Source organism: Yersinia entomophaga (assembly GCF_001656035.1).
Taxonomy (GTDB): domain Bacteria; phylum Pseudomonadota; class Gammaproteobacteria; order Enterobacterales; family Enterobacteriaceae; genus Yersinia; species Yersinia entomophaga.
Map to the genome: position 1 here is coordinate 2901286 of NZ_CP010029.1, position 16889 is coordinate 2918174.

Below are 16889 nucleotides of genomic sequence, written 5' to 3' on the forward strand. Positions count from 1 at the left end.
GATGCGGGCTATTCTAGCGATAACACTCATTCATTCCGTGATGTGCGTCACATTTTGTTCGGATTTTAAAATGTGTTTTGACTAAATCATGAATATATTTACTTCTTTATTCATCTATTTCGGTTTTTATGCGTTTTTATGATTATTTTCACGAGAGCGCAGTAAGTTATATTTAACATACCTGACACATAGAAATATCCTAATAGGTTTATTAATAGAATTGAGAGCGCACTCACCCGTAAATTGTTTTCTATTTGTTAATTCTGATTAATTAAATCTTAATCGAGATTTATCCCGTTTTTATGCATATAAATGCAAAATGGGTTTATATAAGAAATGATAGCTAAATCACTATTAGATACAATTTAGTTATGTCTTTCTGCTATTTCATCCACCGGATAACAGAACAATTAGTCCTGCCTGAAGGGAAATCTTGTCTGGCTCATTTCGCGTTTTGTGATCGGGTTCGGTTACACTGCAATGATAATACAGAGGAGCTCGCAGTGAATAATCCAGATGATTTACAGGTGATTAGCCAGTTTTTACTGAAGCAGCATGTGTTGACGCTGTGCGCAAGCCACGCGGGCGATATGTGGTGTGCCAACTGTTTTTATGTTTTTGAACCGCAGCAAATGGCGTTATTTCTAATGACGGAAGGCCATACTCGCCACGGTGAACTGATGCAGAAAAACCCTCAGGTGGTCGGCACTATTGCTACGCAGCCTCGCAGTGTAGCCTTGATTAAGGGAGTGCAGTACCGAGGAGAGATTAGTTTGCTAAGCGGTGATGACGATAAGTTGGCGCGTCAGCGTTACTGTCGGCGCTTTCCTATCGCAAAAGTAGCCTCTGCGCCGATCTGGCGGCTAAGTTTGCAAGATATCAAAATGACGAATAATACCTTGGGATTTGGCAAAAAGTTGTACTGGGTACGCGACTCCGCGTGAACCACCAAACATCTTGCTGGCTTATGCCATAGTGCCATTTATTTCATTCGCGTATTGTCTTCACGGGAGCGTTGTCTCCATCCAAATATTATCTTTATCCGAATCGTGTTTTCATTTGGGTATTGTGGTGGAAAAGTATCCCCGTTGTTCTGGCACGATGTTTTCCCTGCGCGGTTTCTTCGATCCGGCTATTCTTATCTTATTCATGGGGTTAAGGAGATTTAATCGTGAAGGTTTTATTATTGGGCGCGAGCGGTCTGGTCGGTGGGGAACTATTAAGATTATTGCGGCTAGATGCCAGAATTAGCCACATCATTGCTCCTACGCGTAAGCCTTTGTCGGTAATGAATAAATTGACTAATCCACAGGCTGACGATATGAGTACTTTGCTGAAAACCTTAAGCGCTCCGGTAGATGCAGTTTTTTGCTGTCTGGGTACTACCCGTAAGCAGGCGGGGACTCAGGCGGCGTTTCGCGCAATAGATTATCGTTTAGTGGTAGAAACGGGGGAAACCGGCCTGCGACTGGGTGCGCGCCATTTGTTGGTGGTAAGCGCCATGGGGGCCAATCCGCATTCCTGGCTGCTTTACAGCAGAACCAAAGGTGAAGCGGAACGAGCGTTGAGTCAGCAAGGCTGGCCGCAACTCAGCATATTCCGGCCTTCTATGCTGACCGGTAAACGCCCGGTACCGCGTCTGACCGAACGTTTGACCGCGCCGCTGTTTGCAGTGCTACCGAAGAAATGGCGTTCAATTTCCGCAAAAAATGTGGCGCAGGCGATGTTGCAGCAGGCTTTTACGGTTGCTCACAGCGGCACCGTGATTATCGAATCGGATGCCATGCAGCCGGCGGGAAAAATTTCGGATAACCGATCTGCTTCCTAGAGTATGATCACCTGATTATCGTAGGCTGCGGCAACGCCGGCGGGCAGCAAGTTATTCATCAGCCAGCAATCCAACTGGTGGCTGACATGGGTGAGCAGGGTGTTTACCGGGAGTAATTGCCGGTGGATCTCCAAGGCCATGCTCACATCATTATGGTTGCGTGGAGCATTGGTTTGCGGCGGATGACTGCAATCCATCACCAGAAGATCTAACGGCAGCCGAGCCAGAAAAGCGGTGGTAGACTCTGGCAGACCGGCGGTATCGGTCAGATAGGCCAGCGTTCGGCGCGGACTTTGGTAGAGATAACCAAAGGTTGGTTTTGAGTGGTTGAGCGGCAGGGGCGTTATCTGTAAACCGGCGATGTCCAGCGGTTGAAAAGGAGTTAACGGCGGTTGGAAATCCAGTATTCCAGAGTGTTTGAACAGGTCGTCGCAGCCGTCGGCATCCGGCGGGCCGTAGACGGGAATTGGGCTGGAATAGCCCCAACGTAACGGAAATAACCCCTGAACGTGATCCATGTGATAATGTGTAAGCCAAAAACGCTGAATTTCGTCCGCAGAAAAACGCTCTCCTAACGTCGGTAAACCGGCATCAATAAAATGCGATTCTCCCTGATAACGCAGCATGGCGCTGCATGGACCACGCCGAAATCTGGGCTGCTGACAGGCGCGCTGGCAGGCTGGGCAATCGCAGCCGAATGCCGGAACCTGCTGTGCTCCGCCGGTTCCCAGAAGGGTTAGCTGCATTTTATTTTCCACTCATAAGCTCCTGCGAATGCGTATTTACCACCAGTTGAATCAGATTTTTCAGCCGGTGTAAGGTATCGGTTAGCGAACCATCATTATCTAGCCGTACACAATGGGCGGGTAAACGTTGCTGATAATGCGCAGCTCTTGCCAGACGTTGAGCGATTTGAGCCTCATCTTCGCGCCCACGCTGTAGTAAACGCTGCCGCAGAATTGCCGGAGACACCGCCAGGCAGACCGGCAGCAGTCGGTGCCCATAGCGTCGCTGAGCGTGGGAAAGATGCGCCCTTGAGCCATTGGCTACCACATCCAGCCCTTTTTCCAGCCACAGGTCTATTTCCGCGCCTAAGGCATAATGATGCTGATGTGCCTGCCAGCTTAAAGCAAACAGCCCCTGCGCCTGGCGCTGCAAGAATTCCTCCTCGCTCAGTGCAATATGATTTTCAGCACCGGCATCTGCTGGGCGAGTGATATAGCGGTGCGCTACCAGAATTTTATGTTGCTGGTCTTTGCGTAGCGCGGAAAGCAGGCAATCCTTGCCAGCGCCGGATGGCCCCATCAGATAGATTAAGTGCGCCATCAGAACACCCGAATGCCTTGACGCCAGACGTTTTGCACGTAGACGTGTTCGCCCTGATTTCTCGCCAAAACCAGATCCGCTCGCTTACCTTCTTCAATGACGCCGCGATCGGTTAATCCTAATGCGCGAGCCGGATTGCAGGTCACCAACGCTACCGCCTGTGGCAGAGAGAAATCGTTGCTTGCATCCTGAGCAATACGGAAAGCGGCATCCAGCAAACTGGCCGGATAGTAATCGGAAGAGAGTATATCCAACACGCCTAATGAGGCCAGCTTATGGGCGGCAACATTGCCGGAATGCGAGCCGCCGCGCACGATATTGGGCGCGCCCATCAGAACTTGCATACCGTGCTGATGAGAGGCTCGCGCCGCCGCTTCCGTTGTGGGAAATTCGGCAATAACGCTGCCTAGCGCCTGAGATTCAGCAACGTGCTCGGCGGTGGCATCATCGTGGCTGGCGAGAGAAATATTGCGCTGGCGGCAATGGGCTGCAATGGCACTGCGGTTTGGCGCCGCCCAGCGAGCAGATAGATTGATTTGTTCTTCTTCAAACTGCGCCATTTTTTCATCATTAAGATGATATTTGCCCTGATAGTATTCCCGATATTTTTCACGGGAGGCGAATTGACGCTGACCCGGCGAATGATCCATCAGGGAAACTAAAGATAGCTCGGGTTGATCCATCAGTTTTTCAAATAATGGCAGCGTGGTGTGGTGAGGCAATTCACAGCGTAAATGAATGCGATGTTCTGCCCGATTTAAACCAGCACGCTGACTATTCACCACCGCATTAATCATTTTCTGTAAATTCTCCAGCCGATGACCGCCGTCGCGCACATCGCCCACGGCCACCGCATCCAGCACCGTGGTCATACCGCTGGCAACCATGAGCGCATCGTGGCTGCTCATGGCAGAATGTGCGGGCCAGTCTACGTTGGGGCGCGGGGTGAAGAATTTGTCCAGATTATCGGTATGTAGCTCGATCAACCCAGGTAATAGCCAGCCATTGTCACCGTCAATGGCTTGAGGCAGTTGGCTGGGGCGATCGGTAAAACTGCGAATCATTCCGTCCTGGATCTCCAGCGATCCGGCTATCGTGCGATCTTGCAGAACCAGTTTCACATTATTGAGGATCATGCTGGGATCTCCTGAAGGGTGTCGAACTGGGGCGGCGTCATGATCTGCAAGCGATCGCTGACGTGCTGGCGTACGGCCTCATCATGGAAAATACCAACGATAGCCGCGCCTCGCTGTTTGGCTTCATCGATCAGGCTGACCACCGCAGCGCTGTTGACGTTATCCAGTGAAGCCGTTGGTTCATCCAGCAGCAAAATGGGGTAATCGACGATAAAACCGCGGGCAATATTCACACGCTGTTGTTCACCGCCGGAAAAGGTCGAAGGAGCCAGATGCCACAGACGTTCCGGCACATTTAAGCGAGTAAGTAATGATGCCGCCCGTTCCTGACAAATGTGGCGTTCAACGCCTAATTCCAGCAGCGGCTGCATCACGACATTCAGCGCACTGATACGCGGAATCACACGTAAAAACTGGCTGACCCAGCCCAGGGTGTGACGGCGAACCGCTAAAATCTGACGGGCTTCGGCATGCACCATATCGATCCATTCGCCCTGGTGTTTTATCCAAATATGGCCGCTGTCTGGCAAATAGTTGGCGTAAAGAGAGCGAAGCAACGTTGATTTTCCGCTGCCTGAATGGCCGTGCAGTACGACGCATTCACCGCTGTTTACCGCCAGTTCTGCCCGATGGAGTACCGGTAAGCGAATGCCCTGTTGCTGATGTAATACAAAGGTTTTACTGAGGTTTTCAACCCGTAATTGCTGATTCATTTTCTATTCCCGCAAAGGCCGAAGGGTGTCGCGTCAAGGTGTGCATCAGTTTTGCAGCACCGATGACACTAACAGTTGGGTATAGGCGTGATGCGGGTCGTCCAGCACCCGATCGGTTAAGCCACTCTCAATGACTTTCCCTTCTTTCATCACCAGCAGACGATGTGCCAGCAGGCGCGCGACGCCCAAATCATGGGTCACAATAACCACCGCCAACTGCATTTCCACGACCAGACTGCGCAGTAAATCCAGCAATCGCGCCTGAACTGAAACGTCCAACCCGCCAGTCGGTTCATCCATAAACACCAATTTTGGATGAGTCACTAAATTTCGGGCGATTTGCAGCCGTTGTTGCATGCCACCGGAAAACGTCGTCGGTAGATCGTCGAGGCGAGAAATCGGAATTTCGACGTCTTCCAGCCAGCGTCCGGCCTGTTGGCGAATCTCGCCGTAATGACGCTGGCCAATAGCCATTAAACGCTCGCCAATGTTGCCGCCCGCGGATACCTGCGGGCGCAGACCGTCGAGAGGATGCTGGTGAACCACGCCCCAATCGGTACGTAACAGGCGGCGACGCTGGCTTTCTGCCATCGCGTACAGATCTTGTTCTTGCTGCCCGTCGGGTCGATAAATGATTTGTCCCTGTTGGGGAGCCAGTCGCGCGGAAATGGATTTTAGCAGCGTGGTTTTCCCCGATCCGGATTCACCGACAATCCCCAGAACCTCACCGGGATAGAGCTGAAAAGACACATCGCTAAAACCTTTGCCCGGCGCATATAAATGGGTCAGATTTTCCACTGAAAGTAACGGAGTCGCGGCCAGTTGTGCAGGTTTCATCAGGCATTCACCTCGGATTGGCTGGCCGCAGCGGTATCGCTAAGCTGTTGTTGGCAATAATCGGTATCGGAACATACAAACATACGATTGCCGAGATCATCCAACACCACTTCATCCAGATAACTGTGGTGAGAGCCGCATAGGGCACAGGGTTCGTCCCATTGCTGAACGGTAAAGGGATGATCGTCAAAATCGAGGCTTTCCACTTTGGTAAACGGCGGAAGGGCATAAATACGCTTTTCCCTGCCTGCGCCAAATAGCTGTAATGCTGGCATCATATGCATCTTCGGATTATCAAATTTGGGAATAGGAGATGGGTCCATAACGTAGCGATCGTTCACCTTCACCGGATAGGCGTAGGTAGTGGCAATATGGCCGTAACGGGCGATATCTTCATACAATTTCACCTGCATCACGCCGTATTCTTCCAGCGCATGCATTTTGCGGGTTTCGGTTTCCCGCGGCTCGATAAAGCGCAGTGGTTCAGGAATGGGAACCTGAAAGATCAGAATTTGATCCTCCGCCAGCAAGGTTTCCGGAATGCGGTGGCGAGTCTGGATCAAAGTGGCATCGGTAGTTTTTTCCGTGGTGGCTACGCCGCTGACCCGCTGGAAGAAGTGGCGGATAGAAACCGCGTTTGTGGTGTCATCGGCTCCCTGATCGATCACTTTCAGGACGTCGCAGCGGCCAATCACGCTGGCGGTGAGCTGAATACCGCCGGTGCCCCAGCCATAAGGCATCGGCATTTCTCTGCCGCCGAACGGCACTTGATAACCGGGAATGGCTACGGCTTTCAGAATGGCTCTGCGAATCATGCGCTTGGTTTGTTCGTCCAGATAACCCAGATTGTAACCGGTGAGAACCTCAGTCATGGTGCGGCTCCTGATGTTCGGCCCGATACTCGCTGCGCAGGCGTTTCAGCAGTTCAAGTTCGGCCTGAAAATCAACGTAATGAGGTAATTTAAGATGGGAAACAAAGCCAGCGGCTTCGACGTTATCAGCGTGAGACAGTACAAATTCTTCGTCCTGCGCCGGGCTGGCGATGCTTTCCCCGTATTGCTGGGTTTGCAGGGCGCGATCCACCAAGGCCATCGACATGGCTTTCCGCTCCGCTCGACCAAACACCAGGCCGTAACCGCGGGTAAAATGCGGTGGACGATCTTCGGGATCGACAAACCCGTTAACCATTTCGCACTCGGTCAGCAGGATTTCGCCAATATCAATGGTAAACCCCAGCTCCTCTGGCGCGATCGACACCGTCAAATAACCGCTGCGGATCTCGCCGGCAAAGGGATGCGTACGGCCATAGCCGCGCTGGGTGGAATAGCTCAGCGCCAGCAAAAAACCTTCGTCGCCGCGTACCAATTGCTGCAAACGCGCAGAGCGATTGCAAGGGAAAACCGGCGGATTGCGGGTGATATCGTCGGGCTGTTGCCCGTCGTCTTGTTCCATTAATGCAAGCTGTTCCTGTACTAATAAATCAAACACATGGGCGCAGTTCTCCGGTAGCGCTTCTCCACCTTTGGGCGCAGCAGGCACATCGCCTGAGGCCAGCAGGGCGAAATCCAGCAGGCGATGGGTGTAATCGTAAGTCGGGCCAAGAACTTGTCCGCCGGGCAGATCTTTGTAAATTGCCGAGATTCGCCGCTCCAGACGCATATTGGCAGTATTCAGCGGCTGGCTGACGGCAAGGCGAGGCAACGTCGTACGGTAGGCGCGCAGCAGGAAGATCGCTTCCACCAGATCGCCTCCGGCCTGTTTGATCGCCAGCGCGGCCAGTTCAGGATCGTAAATTCCGCCTTCTGTCATTACCCGATCCACCGCCAGACCCAGTTGTTGCTCGATCTGCTCGCAGTCGATCGCCGGGATTTTTGGATCACCGCGTCGCTGGTGAGCCAAGAGTTGATGGGCGGCCTCGATGGCTTTTTCGCCCCCTTTTACGGCTACGTACATCAGCGCACCTCTACTTGGGTTGTTCGGGGAATGGCCATCAGATCTTCTCCACAGGCCAATAGGACATCCATTCCGGTGGGGAAAGTATTTGGCCGATTAATCAGATAGTTCAGTATCGCCGCAGGTAGGTGAGGAGCGATTTGACGCTGTTCTTCAATGCCGGGCCCACGCAGGTGTAATGGCGTGCCTTGTTGCAGGTTATCGACCTGAATAATCAGCGTAACGGAAAGCTCCGGCGACACTTCATCGCCCGTCGGGCAGATCTCCAACTGCTCAGCGGCTATGTGGTGACGAAATACCGCGAAAACCGCCTGCTGAGTGGCGATAGCTTCCGGCGCGCCGGTATGAAAACGTAGGTTTTGCCGAATCAAATCGTTATTTAAATCGCCATCCAGATAAACGGCGGTTTCCTGATCTGCCAGCGTCAGCAACACGCTGGTTGCCGCTGGGTTAAGTTCTTTCCAGCCCTGACGATGCGGCAGAGTGACCTGTATACCCGGTTCGCTGAGCGCTTTGAGGATTTGGCGAAAGGCGCGTTGGGAATCGTCAATGGGTTGATCAAAATGATTAAGCAGTGTCATCAGTCTTCTCCTCGCACTAAAGTGAAGAAGTCCACCCGGCTGGTGGCAATGGCGCGAGCCCGCTGCTGGTGGCGCTCTTGCTGCAATGCTGCCAGTGGGGTAATCACCGTTTTTTGCAGCAATTCGTGCAGCGCAGTTTGCTGTAGCAGGGCATCCAACAGCGCGCAGCGTTCGGCATGGGGTTTATTGCGTCCGGCAATGTAGCTATAACCATAAATTTCATCGTTTTCTTCCAGCCTGACTACCGCGCGAGTGATGGTCATGTCTCCGAGAATAAAGCGTTTCCCGGTAGCGCCCATTCTGGCCTGTAGCTGGTTTAGGCCGATTTCTGGCGCGCGGATAACCTGATAGCGCGGGCTGAGATTCAGCGTCTGCCAGTGAGCGAGCAGATCTTCCGGTTGGCTGTGAGCCAATACTGACATCCAGCCCTGCCGGGTAGAGTTACTTTCCATTTAATGCTCCATGGTCAGTTCGATCATGTCGGCACGGGTCAGGCTGACGGAGTACTCCGCAACCTTATTGCTACCGGCATGAATATTCAGAGTACGCACACACAGCAGAGGCGCGTGGGTGGCTATTTCCAGCAGACGGCTTTCTTTCGCCTGCGCGCGACGAGCGCTGATACGGGTCTGACTTCGGTTGAGGGATTGGCCCAATTGCTGGCTAATGAACTGATGCAAAGAGCCGGAGGAAAACTGCTGTAGCACTGGCCACCAGGTGAGATCGGGCAGATAGTGATCGATTACGCACACCGGCACGCCGTTAACCCGACGCAAAGTGCGTAGGTGAATCACATGTTCCCCTTCGAGCAGCGACAGCGCTTTGGCGATGTGATCGGTGCAAGGACGTAGCACCGCCAGCAACCGCTCGCTGGTGGGATCGCTGCCCTGTTGTAGCAGGTTTTGGCTGAATCTGGCCTGAGCGTGCAGCGGGTAATCGTAAGGGCGCATGAGCACCAAAATGCCAATACCCTGACGGCGCTGTAGCCAGCCGCGCTGCACCAGCTCATCTACCGCCCGACGCAGAGTATGGCGGTTAACCTGATAGCGATCCGCTAACTGTTGCTCAGAGGGCAGATAATCGCCGCAGCGATAGTTACCGCGCAGTTCTTGCTCCAACTGGGCGGCAATTTGCTGATAGCGGGTGGGAAAACTGGTCGGTTGTCTAGATAACTGCATGGCGGGTATAACCTCCATCAATGTAATAAGCCCAATCCCCTTTGCTGAACAATGTAGTGGAAGATGGGTAAGCGAAATCATGGGTTGGCTTCATGGAATTTACTCATCAACGATCTGCCAACTATGCTGGCAAGCTTTAATGACAGTTCGGTTATGCTCAGATGGCATAACGATGAATCTTTTTAGTTACGGGAAGAAGGAAGGAGACAAAAGAGGAAGTTTGTCAACGCTGAGAGGAAGATGAGTGATTTCATACGCATACTTTTTCTGTATGAAAAAACATCAAATAGATTAAAAATAAACACTCTGTTAACTGGAATGAAATATAAGTGCCTCTTACAATTAATTAGCGCCGCCTTGGCGTTATCAACGTAGGGGGTTGCATTATGTGCCCTAAAAATCTCGGCCGTTTGAGCAAAATAAGCCTGGCGATCCTCCTGGCTTGCTCATTGGCGGCATGTAGTGGGAGCGGTGGTGGCTCCAGCAACACCGCGAAAGGTAGTAGTGGTCAGACAACGGGTAGTACCGCCAGCGGAACGGGTGACGGCACGACGGCAAACAGCGGTAGCGGTTCTGGGTCAGGCTCCGGCGCTGGCGGCAGTGGAACAGGTACTGGTACTGGTACTGGTGGTGGGGCTGGCAGTGGCTCAGGTGGAACGGGTTCCGGCGGTGGAACCGGAACAGGCACTTCTACGCCTCCTTTAGTCGTCGGAAGCGTATTAGGCGGCGTCGGTGGTGCGGTCAGTGGCGTGGGTTCCGAAGTAAAAGATGTGGTTAGCCAGACTCCGGTTGGCAGCATTCCTATTGCTGGTAGCGGCGTGGTCACAGTGGTGGATAGCGCAGGTAATGCGGTTACCGATATCGGAAGTGGTATCCAGAACGGCGTTGGACAATTAGGTAATAATCCTAATGCATTAGGTGTGACGGCTGCGGGTGTACCGAAAGCCGTGGCGGATGTCGGCACCGGGGTTTCCGGCTTGGGTAGTACCGTCAGCGGGGTGGGTAATAATACGCCGCTGGGTGGCGTAACTAACACTGCGGGTGGTCTGGTTGCAGGGGCCGGTGGTGCAGTCACCAGCATTGGCAATGGTTTATCGCAGGATTTGCAAACCGGCGCGACTTCTAAAGTCACCACGGCGGCAACGGGTCTGGTTACGCCAGTGGTTGCAGATACCCAAGGCATAACACAAAGCGTGGGTGGTGCAACGGGGCTGGGTGCACCTGTCGGTGGTTTACTGAATAGTGTAGGTAACACTGTGTCGGCAACGGGGACTCAAGTTGGAGCAGCATCACCAACGCTGGCTGGCGTAGGTCAAACGCTACAAAGTACCGGCCAGGCCGTTGCCAGTTCTGGTGGGGTGGTGACACCCACCACGACGACCGGCGGTGGATTGTTAGGAGGCGTGACCGCCGGAGCTACGGTGAGCGGTAGCGCCAATACTAACGTATTAGCTCCGGTAACTAATACCCTAGGTGGCCTGACCGCAGGCGCGGGTGTTACCAGCGGTACGGCAACTAACGGCGGATTACTCGGCGGCGTCACTAATACGCTAACGGGTAACGCAGGGGCAAGCACTAACACCGCCACAAACGGTGGGTTATTAGGAACAACAATACTTAATAAATAACAGAACCTATTACGCTCCCCTGAAGCATTGGGGAGCGCTTCTTTTGCTCCATAATAAATTTATGCGCAAATGCAAATAAGGAAATGGACGATGAAGAACAGAATTTGGCTGTTTTTTTTATTCATTGCCGTGGCAGAAAATACCTTAGCAAATACCGTCCCGATGTTAATCGATCAAAATAACCCTTCAAGACTCGCGCGTGAAATACCTAAACCCCAACCGGCCAGACCGCAGCCTCCCGCGTTAAACACGCCAGCCCCTTCTCATGCGTTAACGCTAGATACACTCATAGACGTTCGCCATTTGGATTTTATTGGCGGCACTCGCTACGATGCTAAAACATTGCTGGCCCCTTTTGCTCCTTATATTGGGAAGAAGGTGCCGCTAAAGAATTTGATGGTTGCTACTCAGGCTATTACCAAATTATATCAACAGGATGGTTATGTATTATCCTACGCCTATTTACCGGCAGATAATTTTAATAACGGTACATTAAAAATAGGATTGGTTGAGGGATATATTGGCAATACGCTAATTAAAAGTGATAACGCCGCATTGGGGCGTTGGCTAACCAAATTATCCAAGCGCATTATGGCTGATAAGCCTCTCACCAAAGAGGTTTTCGAACGCTATACCATTTTAATGAGCAGAACGCCGGACGCGAAGGTTACCGCCACGGCGAAAAATCCTAACAATATCTACGGCGCTACGGTTTTGGAAGTTAAGGCCGATCATCCGCGTAGCTGGAATGTCAGCACCGCGCTGGATAGTCGTAAAGGCGTATATACCGGTGTACTCAATGCCACTTTTAGCGGTTTTACCGGTTATGGCGAACAGTTGGGCGTCGCGACACTATTGCCTATCAATAATAAAGATAACGATCGTTATCTAGGGCTGAACTACCAACAATATTTGGGTGATAACGGCCTGCTGATGCAGTTGAAAGGCAGTTACTATAAACAGAATCCTAAAGACTACACCGATGTTCTGACTTTGCAGCCGGACAATATTACCCTGTCAGCGCGCGCGGAGCAGACCCAATATAACGGCGGGGTAGTTTTCAGTTATCCACTGTATCTAACGCAGAAGAAACAATGGACGGTTAGCGGCGGTCTGGATTATGTGGATAAAAGCTACGATCTGAAATCCCGCGCCCGATTCAATAACTTCAATAATCAATTACGGGATTTGCCGGATCAAAATCAGAGTATGCATTACCCGGCGGCAGAAGTGGCGTTGTTGGGCTATCGGGAATATACCCAGGCTTATTGGAGTACCCGCTTTAGCGTTCGACAAGGGATTAACGGCGCGCTGGCAAGCAGCTCTACGCCTTGGGGGGATTTAGGATTCACTCGCTGGAAAGTGAATGGAGATACCGCCTATTTGTTCGCGGAGAAATGGCGTTTAAGCGCGTCGGCAGAAGGGGATTGGTCGGATAATGTGTTACCGGAAGCGGAACAGGCAACTTTTGGCGGGCTGCGTTATGGCCGCGGTTATCCTGATAGTGAGGCCACCGGTGACTATGGCTACGGCGGGCAGGTGGAAATGCGCTATATCCATAATCGGGAGGGGCAATGGCTGAAAACCATTCAGCCTTATATGCTGGTGGATACGGCCAGAACCTTCTTCAATACGCCGCAGCTACCGGCGAAGAAATTGGCGTCTTATGCCGTGGGCGTCACTTTTGGCGATAACAAACATTATTCTTTCTCACTGGAAGGCGCGCGGCCAATCGGCGATGTCCCAAGCGATAGTACTCGCCGTGACTGGCGTTTTAACGCCACCTTCACCTATAACTTTGCTAACTGATTTTTACATTATGATGGTGTGAGGAATGCTTCCGCGTAGTGTCAGCGGAGGCACAGTTTTATCGAGGTTTAACGCAGTTTATGCACGATTTGATTACTGCTGCCACGCCAAATTAGCGAGGGATCTTTGAGACCCTGCACAAATTTCCCGTCGATCAATACATTTATCAAATCCACCACTTCGCGCTGTTCATTGCTTAACTCAGCCAATTCGTAGCCAGTCCATAACCAGATATCTTTATTATCGCATTCGGCATGCACACGCTTAACCAGTGACAAAATAGCGGAGAGATTTTCTGGATGCAGCGGATCGCCTCCGGACAGGGATAACCCTTGGCGGCGGATGCGGGTGTCATTCAGATCCGCAATGATCTGGTCTTCCATCTGTATTGTGAATGGCTTGCCGGAATTGAGCCGCCAGGTGCTCTTGTTATAGCAGCCGGGGCATTGGTGTACACAGCCGGAAACAAACAGCGTACAGCGGGTTCCGGGGCCATTAATCACATCGACAGGATAGTATTGATGATAATTGATGATCTTTGTCCGACGTTAGTTGGTTAGATTTTCAGGGCGACCTATTGGCCGCCCGAATACTCTTAAATACTGACTGGATTAACCCAACTGGCCATTGGCCAGATGTTTAACCCGGCGCTTCACTTCTTCCTGCTTCCCGGCGTTGAACGGACGCGCATCCGGACTTCCCAAATAGCCACACACCCGGCGCGTCACCGAGACTTTGGACGGCTCGTGATTACCGCATTTCGGGCAGGTAAAACCTTTGCTGGTGCAGGAAAACTCACCGGTAAAACCGCATTCGTAGCATTCATCAATAGGTGTGTTGGTGCCGTAATAAGGCACGCGGTGATAGCTGTAATCCCATACGTCTTCTAGCGCTTTCAGGTTGTGCTGTAGGTTTGGATATTCGCCGTAGCAAATAAAACCGCCGTTCGCCAACGGTGGATAAGGGGCTTCAAAATCCAGTTTATCGTAAGGATTAACCTTCTTTTCCACGTCCAGATGGAAGCTGTTGGTGTAATAACCTTTGTCAGTAACGCCTGGAACAATGCCGAATTCGGCAGTATCCAAACGGCAGAAGCGGTCACACAGGTTTTCACTCGGCGTACTGTAAAGGCTAAAGGCGTAGCCGGTTTCATCTTTCCAGCTATCGGTTGCATCTTTCAGATGGGAAACGATGGCGATAGCTTTGTCACGCAGTTGCTGATCGTCAAAGACGTGGGTTTGATTGCCAAATAGCGCGTTAACCGTTTCGTGAATACCTATATAGCCCAAAGAAATGGAAGCTCGGCCATTTTTAAATATTTCTGCAATATTATCATCGGCTTGTAGTCTAACGCCGCAGGCTCCTTCCATATATAAAATAGGCGCAACCCGAGCTTTGATACCTTCCAGACGAGCAATACGTGTCATCAGGGCTTTTTTCGCCAGCGACAGACGCTCATCCAGTAACTGCCAGAAGCGAGCTTCATCGCCTCGGGATTCCAGCGCGATACGCGGCAGGTTCAGGCTGATAACGCCCAAATTGTTGCGGCCATCGTGGATTTCTTTGCCATTCTCTTCATAAACGCCGAGGAAGCTGCGGCAACCCATTGGCGTCTTAAATGAACCTGTAACTTTAACTACCTGATCGTAATTAAGAATGTCTGGGTACATACGTTTGGTCGCGCATTCCAAAGCCAGTTGTTTAATATCGTAATTTGGATCGCCAAACTTATAGTTCAGGCCGTCGCGGATGGCAAACACCAGTTTAGGGAACACGGCGGTTTTCCGGTTTTTACCCAAGCCGGCAATGCGATTACGCAAGATTGCCTGCTGGATCATTCGGGATTCCCAACTGGTTCCCAGACCAAAACCGAAGGTCACAAACGGGGTTTGTCCGTTGGCGGTATGCAGAGTATTCACTTCGTATTCCAGTGATTGGAAAGCGTCGTGACACTCTTTTTCGGTACGCGCCATGGCGTAGCCTTTCGCATCTGGAATTGCCCATTCTTCGGCTATACGCTGGTGTTTGTTGTAACTGGCGGTCACAAAGGGAGCCAGAATTTCATCAATTCGGTTGATGGTTGTACCGCCATAAATATGGCTGGCAACCTGAGCGATGATTTGGGCGGTCACCGCCGTCGCGGTAGAAATTGATTTTGGTGGCTCGATTTCAGCGTTACCCATTTTAAAGCCTTGGGTCAGCATGCCGTCCAAATCGATCAACATACAGTTGAACATTGGGAAGAAAGGCGAGTAATCCAGATCGTGATAATGAATTTCGCCGCGTTCGTGAGCCAGCACCACATCTCGCGGTAAAATATGCTGTTTAGCGTAGTGTTTCGCCACAATACCGGCGAGCAGATCCCGCTGAGTCGGAATCACTTTACTGTCTTTATTGGCGTTTTCGTTGAGCAGCGCCATATTGCTTTGCTCTACTAAACCACGAATTTCCTGATTCAGGCGACCGCGTAATTCTCGTGACACATCGCGATCGTGGCGGTATTCAATATAGGCGCGCGCCAGCTGTTTATAATCACCGGCCATCAGCTGATTTTCGACCGCGTTTTGAATTTCGCGGATATCGACCTGCGTTTGGTTTTCCATTTTTTGAGCGACCACGCGGGCGACGGTGGCACAATAATCCGCGTCTACCACGCCGACAGCCAGAGCTGCACGCTCCACGGCTTCTTTAATGCGCACCTCGTCAAAAGGTACCTGACAACCGTCCCGCTTAATCACTACTGGTTTCACGATGTGACTCCTGTTTCCCGTTATGCAGGGTTATCCACAAGGCAATCCCACAGCTGGAAAGGGCTGCGGAGGAATGTGGATGACACTGTGGATAACTACTATATATAGGTGTTTTGCTTTTGATAGACACTATATATGGGTTTAATCGGAAGTGACAGCCAACTTATTTGACTTAGGACAAGGAAATATTCTTTAGGTTTATTCCCTGTACAGTCGATCACAAATTTGAAATTTTTAGTGGATTTTTTGTCGAATCGCGAAAATGCTCTAGCAGAAAATCGACCCAAACCCGCACACGGGGAGGCAGATTTGCCGAAGCATAATACAGCCATAGCGGAACGGAGGCTGGCCAGTGTTTCTCCAATACCGGTTGTAAACGACCAGCAGAGAAATGGGCGGCAGTGTGCCACTTTGCCAGATAGGCAATACCCATATTCGCCAGAGTGGCATCCAGCATCATGGCGGGCTGAGAAACGATCAAACGTCCGGCGGGTTCAACGAATTTGACGCGGTGATCTTGTTGTAATTGCCATTTTACTACGCGGCCGGTTGCTGGATTGCGATGCAACAGCGCCAGATGCTGATATAAATCTTCTATGGTTTGCGGCGTTCCATTCTCGGCAAGATAATCGGGAGAGGCGGCCAGCACCATTTGCACCGGAGAGAACTCGCGGGCAATCAAGCGGCTGTCGGGATCGTTACGATTACCAATGGCCACATCAAACCCTTCCCCCACCAGGTTAACCACTCTGGCATCCAGCGAAATATCTAAATCGATTTGCGGATAACGGGCTAAAAAAGTCGGAATCAGCGGCATAAGCAGCTGGTGGGCAAATCCGGGGATCACGCTAATACGTACGGTGCCGCTGGGCTGCTGTTCCTGACTTTGGACACTTTCCAGCGCGGTGGATAATGCTTGCCACAGTGGCGCTACGCGGGCGAGCATCGCTTCGCCTTCATCGGTTAGTACTACGTTATGGGTATTGCGTTGAAACAGCCTGACGCCAAGTTTTGCTTCCAGTACGCGAACGTTTTTACTGATAGCCGCAGGCGTGACCCCTAGCTTGCGGGCTGCGGCGGAGAAATTATCGCTTTGAGCGGCGCTGAGAAAGGCGGGGAGTAAACGATGGAGATCCGAAGGCAGCGACAT

Annotated in this window: 17 protein-coding genes; 4 read left to right on the forward strand and 13 right to left on the reverse strand. The window is 51.6% G+C overall.

Annotated elements, in window-relative coordinates:
• Nucleotides 1-503 precede the first annotated feature (503 nt).
• Nucleotides 504-944 (forward strand): YhbP family protein, encoded by a 441-nt coding sequence (locus PL78_RS13210; protein WP_064516160.1) that lies wholly within the window; start codon nucleotides 504-506, stop codon nucleotides 942-944.
• Between the two features lie 224 nt (nucleotides 945-1168).
• A complete protein-coding gene (locus tag PL78_RS13215; RefSeq protein WP_064516162.1) occupies nucleotides 1169-1828 on the forward strand; it encodes an NAD(P)H-binding protein in 660 nt (219 codons plus the stop codon).
• On the opposite strand, the gene phnP is transcribed toward PL78_RS13215, so the two are convergent.
• Genes phnP through phnF form a run of 10 tightly spaced genes read right to left on the reverse strand, consistent with a single transcriptional unit; the run spans nucleotide 1825 to nucleotide 9552 of the window.
• Nucleotides 1825-2574, reverse strand: a complete 750-nt coding sequence (gene phnP, locus PL78_RS13220; RefSeq protein ID WP_064518421.1) for a phosphonate metabolism protein PhnP — start codon at nucleotides 2572-2574, stop codon at nucleotides 1825-1827. The genes PL78_RS13215 and phnP overlap by 4 nt on opposite strands.
• Nucleotide 2575: 1 nt before the next feature.
• Nucleotides 2576-3154: a ribose 1,5-bisphosphokinase gene (phnN, locus tag PL78_RS13225; protein ID WP_064516164.1), complete on the reverse strand. Its 579-nt coding sequence runs from the start codon at nucleotides 3152-3154 to the stop codon at nucleotides 2576-2578.
• Entirely contained in the window at nucleotides 3154-4290 is a 1137-nt protein-coding gene (gene phnM / locus PL78_RS13230; RefSeq protein ID WP_064516166.1) for an alpha-D-ribose 1-methylphosphonate 5-triphosphate diphosphatase, read from the reverse strand. The genes phnN and phnM overlap by 1 nt, the downstream gene beginning before the upstream one ends.
• Nucleotides 4287-5003: a phosphonate C-P lyase system protein PhnL gene (phnL, locus tag PL78_RS13235; protein ID WP_064516168.1), complete on the reverse strand. Its 717-nt coding sequence runs from the start codon at nucleotides 5001-5003 to the stop codon at nucleotides 4287-4289. The genes phnM and phnL overlap by 4 nt, the downstream gene beginning before the upstream one ends.
• A gap of 45 nt (nucleotides 5004-5048) precedes the next feature.
• Nucleotides 5049-5840 carry a phosphonate C-P lyase system protein PhnK gene (gene phnK, locus PL78_RS13240; RefSeq protein WP_064516170.1) on the reverse strand — a complete coding sequence of 264 codons (792 nt, stop codon included), beginning with the start codon at nucleotides 5838-5840 and terminating at the stop codon, nucleotides 5049-5051.
• Entirely contained in the window at nucleotides 5840-6712 is an 873-nt protein-coding gene (locus tag PL78_RS13245; RefSeq protein ID WP_064516172.1) for an alpha-D-ribose 1-methylphosphonate 5-phosphate C-P-lyase PhnJ, read from the reverse strand. The genes phnK and PL78_RS13245 overlap by 1 nt, the downstream gene beginning before the upstream one ends.
• The gene (locus PL78_RS13250) at nucleotides 6705-7793 is read right to left on the reverse strand and encodes a carbon-phosphorus lyase complex subunit (protein WP_064516174.1); all 1089 of its coding nucleotides are present in this window, start codon (nucleotides 7791-7793) and stop codon (nucleotides 6705-6707) included. Before PL78_RS13250 ends, PL78_RS13245 begins: the two co-directional genes overlap by 8 nt.
• Nucleotides 7793-8374, reverse strand: coding sequence for a phosphonate C-P lyase system protein PhnH (phnH, locus tag PL78_RS13255; RefSeq protein ID WP_064516176.1), 582 nt, complete (start codon nucleotides 8372-8374; stop codon nucleotides 7793-7795). Before phnH ends, PL78_RS13250 begins: the two co-directional genes overlap by 1 nt.
• Nucleotides 8374-8826, reverse strand: a complete 453-nt coding sequence (gene phnG, locus PL78_RS13260; RefSeq protein ID WP_064516178.1) for a phosphonate C-P lyase system protein PhnG — start codon at nucleotides 8824-8826, stop codon at nucleotides 8374-8376. Before phnG ends, phnH begins: the two co-directional genes overlap by 1 nt.
• Nucleotides 8827-9552 carry a phosphonate metabolism transcriptional regulator PhnF gene (gene phnF, locus PL78_RS13265; RefSeq protein ID WP_064516180.1) on the reverse strand — a complete coding sequence of 242 codons (726 nt, stop codon included), beginning with the start codon at nucleotides 9550-9552 and terminating at the stop codon, nucleotides 8827-8829.
• Between the two features lie 386 nt (nucleotides 9553-9938).
• On the opposite strand from phnF, the gene PL78_RS13270 reads away from it, so the two are divergent.
• Entirely contained in the window at nucleotides 9939-11180 is a 1242-nt protein-coding gene (locus tag PL78_RS13270; protein WP_064516182.1) for a collagen-like triple helix repeat-containing protein, read from the forward strand.
• A gap of 90 nt (nucleotides 11181-11270) precedes the next feature.
• Nucleotides 11271-12989, forward strand: coding sequence for a ShlB/FhaC/HecB family hemolysin secretion/activation protein (locus tag PL78_RS13275; RefSeq protein WP_064516184.1), 1719 nt, complete (start codon nucleotides 11271-11273; stop codon nucleotides 12987-12989).
• 68 nt (nucleotides 12990-13057) lie between these two features.
• On the opposite strand, the gene nrdG is transcribed toward PL78_RS13275, so the two are convergent.
• From nrdG to PL78_RS13290, 3 genes are all read right to left on the reverse strand, one after another.
• Nucleotides 13058-13522, reverse strand: a complete 465-nt coding sequence (nrdG, locus tag PL78_RS13280; protein ID WP_064516186.1) for an anaerobic ribonucleoside-triphosphate reductase-activating protein — start codon at nucleotides 13520-13522, stop codon at nucleotides 13058-13060.
• A 78-nt stretch (nucleotides 13523-13600) separates the two neighbouring features.
• Nucleotides 13601-15739, reverse strand: coding sequence for an anaerobic ribonucleoside-triphosphate reductase (gene nrdD / locus PL78_RS13285; RefSeq protein ID WP_064516189.1), 2139 nt, complete (start codon nucleotides 15737-15739; stop codon nucleotides 13601-13603).
• A 217-nt stretch (nucleotides 15740-15956) separates the two neighbouring features.
• Nucleotides 15957-16889 carry a LysR family transcriptional regulator gene (locus PL78_RS13290; RefSeq protein ID WP_064518424.1) on the reverse strand — a complete coding sequence of 311 codons (933 nt, stop codon included), beginning with the start codon at nucleotides 16887-16889 and terminating at the stop codon, nucleotides 15957-15959.

Bases quoted from the DNA above. Each gene is read 5' to 3' on its own strand.
- phnP (WP_064518421.1), bottom strand. From the start codon at position 2,574: ATGCAGCTAACCCTTCTGGGAACCGGCGGAGCACAGCAGGTTCCGGCA.
- phnN (WP_064516164.1), bottom strand. From the start codon at position 3,154: ATGGCGCACTTAATCTATCTGATGGGGCCATCCGGCGCTGGCAAGGAT.
- phnM (WP_064516166.1), bottom strand. From the start codon at position 4,290: ATGATCCTCAATAATGTGAAACTGGTTCTGCAAGATCGCACGATAGCC.
- phnL (WP_064516168.1), bottom strand. From the start codon at position 5,003: ATGAATCAGCAATTACGGGTTGAAAACCTCAGTAAAACCTTTGTATTA.
- phnK (WP_064516170.1), bottom strand. From the start codon at position 5,840: ATGAAACCTGCACAACTGGCCGCGACTCCGTTACTTTCAGTGGAAAAT.
- PL78_RS13245 (WP_064516172.1), bottom strand. From the start codon at position 6,712: ATGACTGAGGTTCTCACCGGTTACAATCTGGGTTATCTGGACGAACAA.
- PL78_RS13250 (WP_064516174.1), bottom strand. From the start codon at position 7,793: ATGTACGTAGCCGTAAAAGGGGGCGAAAAAGCCATCGAGGCCGCCCAT.
- phnH (WP_064516176.1), bottom strand. From the start codon at position 8,374: ATGACACTGCTTAATCATTTTGATCAACCCATTGACGATTCCCAACGC.
- phnG (WP_064516178.1), bottom strand. From the start codon at position 8,826: ATGGAAAGTAACTCTACCCGGCAGGGCTGGATGTCAGTATTGGCTCAC.
- phnF (WP_064516180.1), bottom strand. From the start codon at position 9,552: ATGCAGTTATCTAGACAACCGACCAGTTTTCCCACCCGCTATCAGCAA.
- PL78_RS13270 (WP_064516182.1), top strand. From the start codon at position 9,939: ATGTGCCCTAAAAATCTCGGCCGTTTGAGCAAAATAAGCCTGGCGATC.
- PL78_RS13275 (WP_064516184.1), top strand. From the start codon at position 11,271: ATGAAGAACAGAATTTGGCTGTTTTTTTTATTCATTGCCGTGGCAGAA.
- PL78_RS13290 (WP_064518424.1), bottom strand. From the start codon at position 16,889: ATGTCGCTGCCTTCGGATCTCCATCGTTTACTCCCCGCCTTTCTCAGC.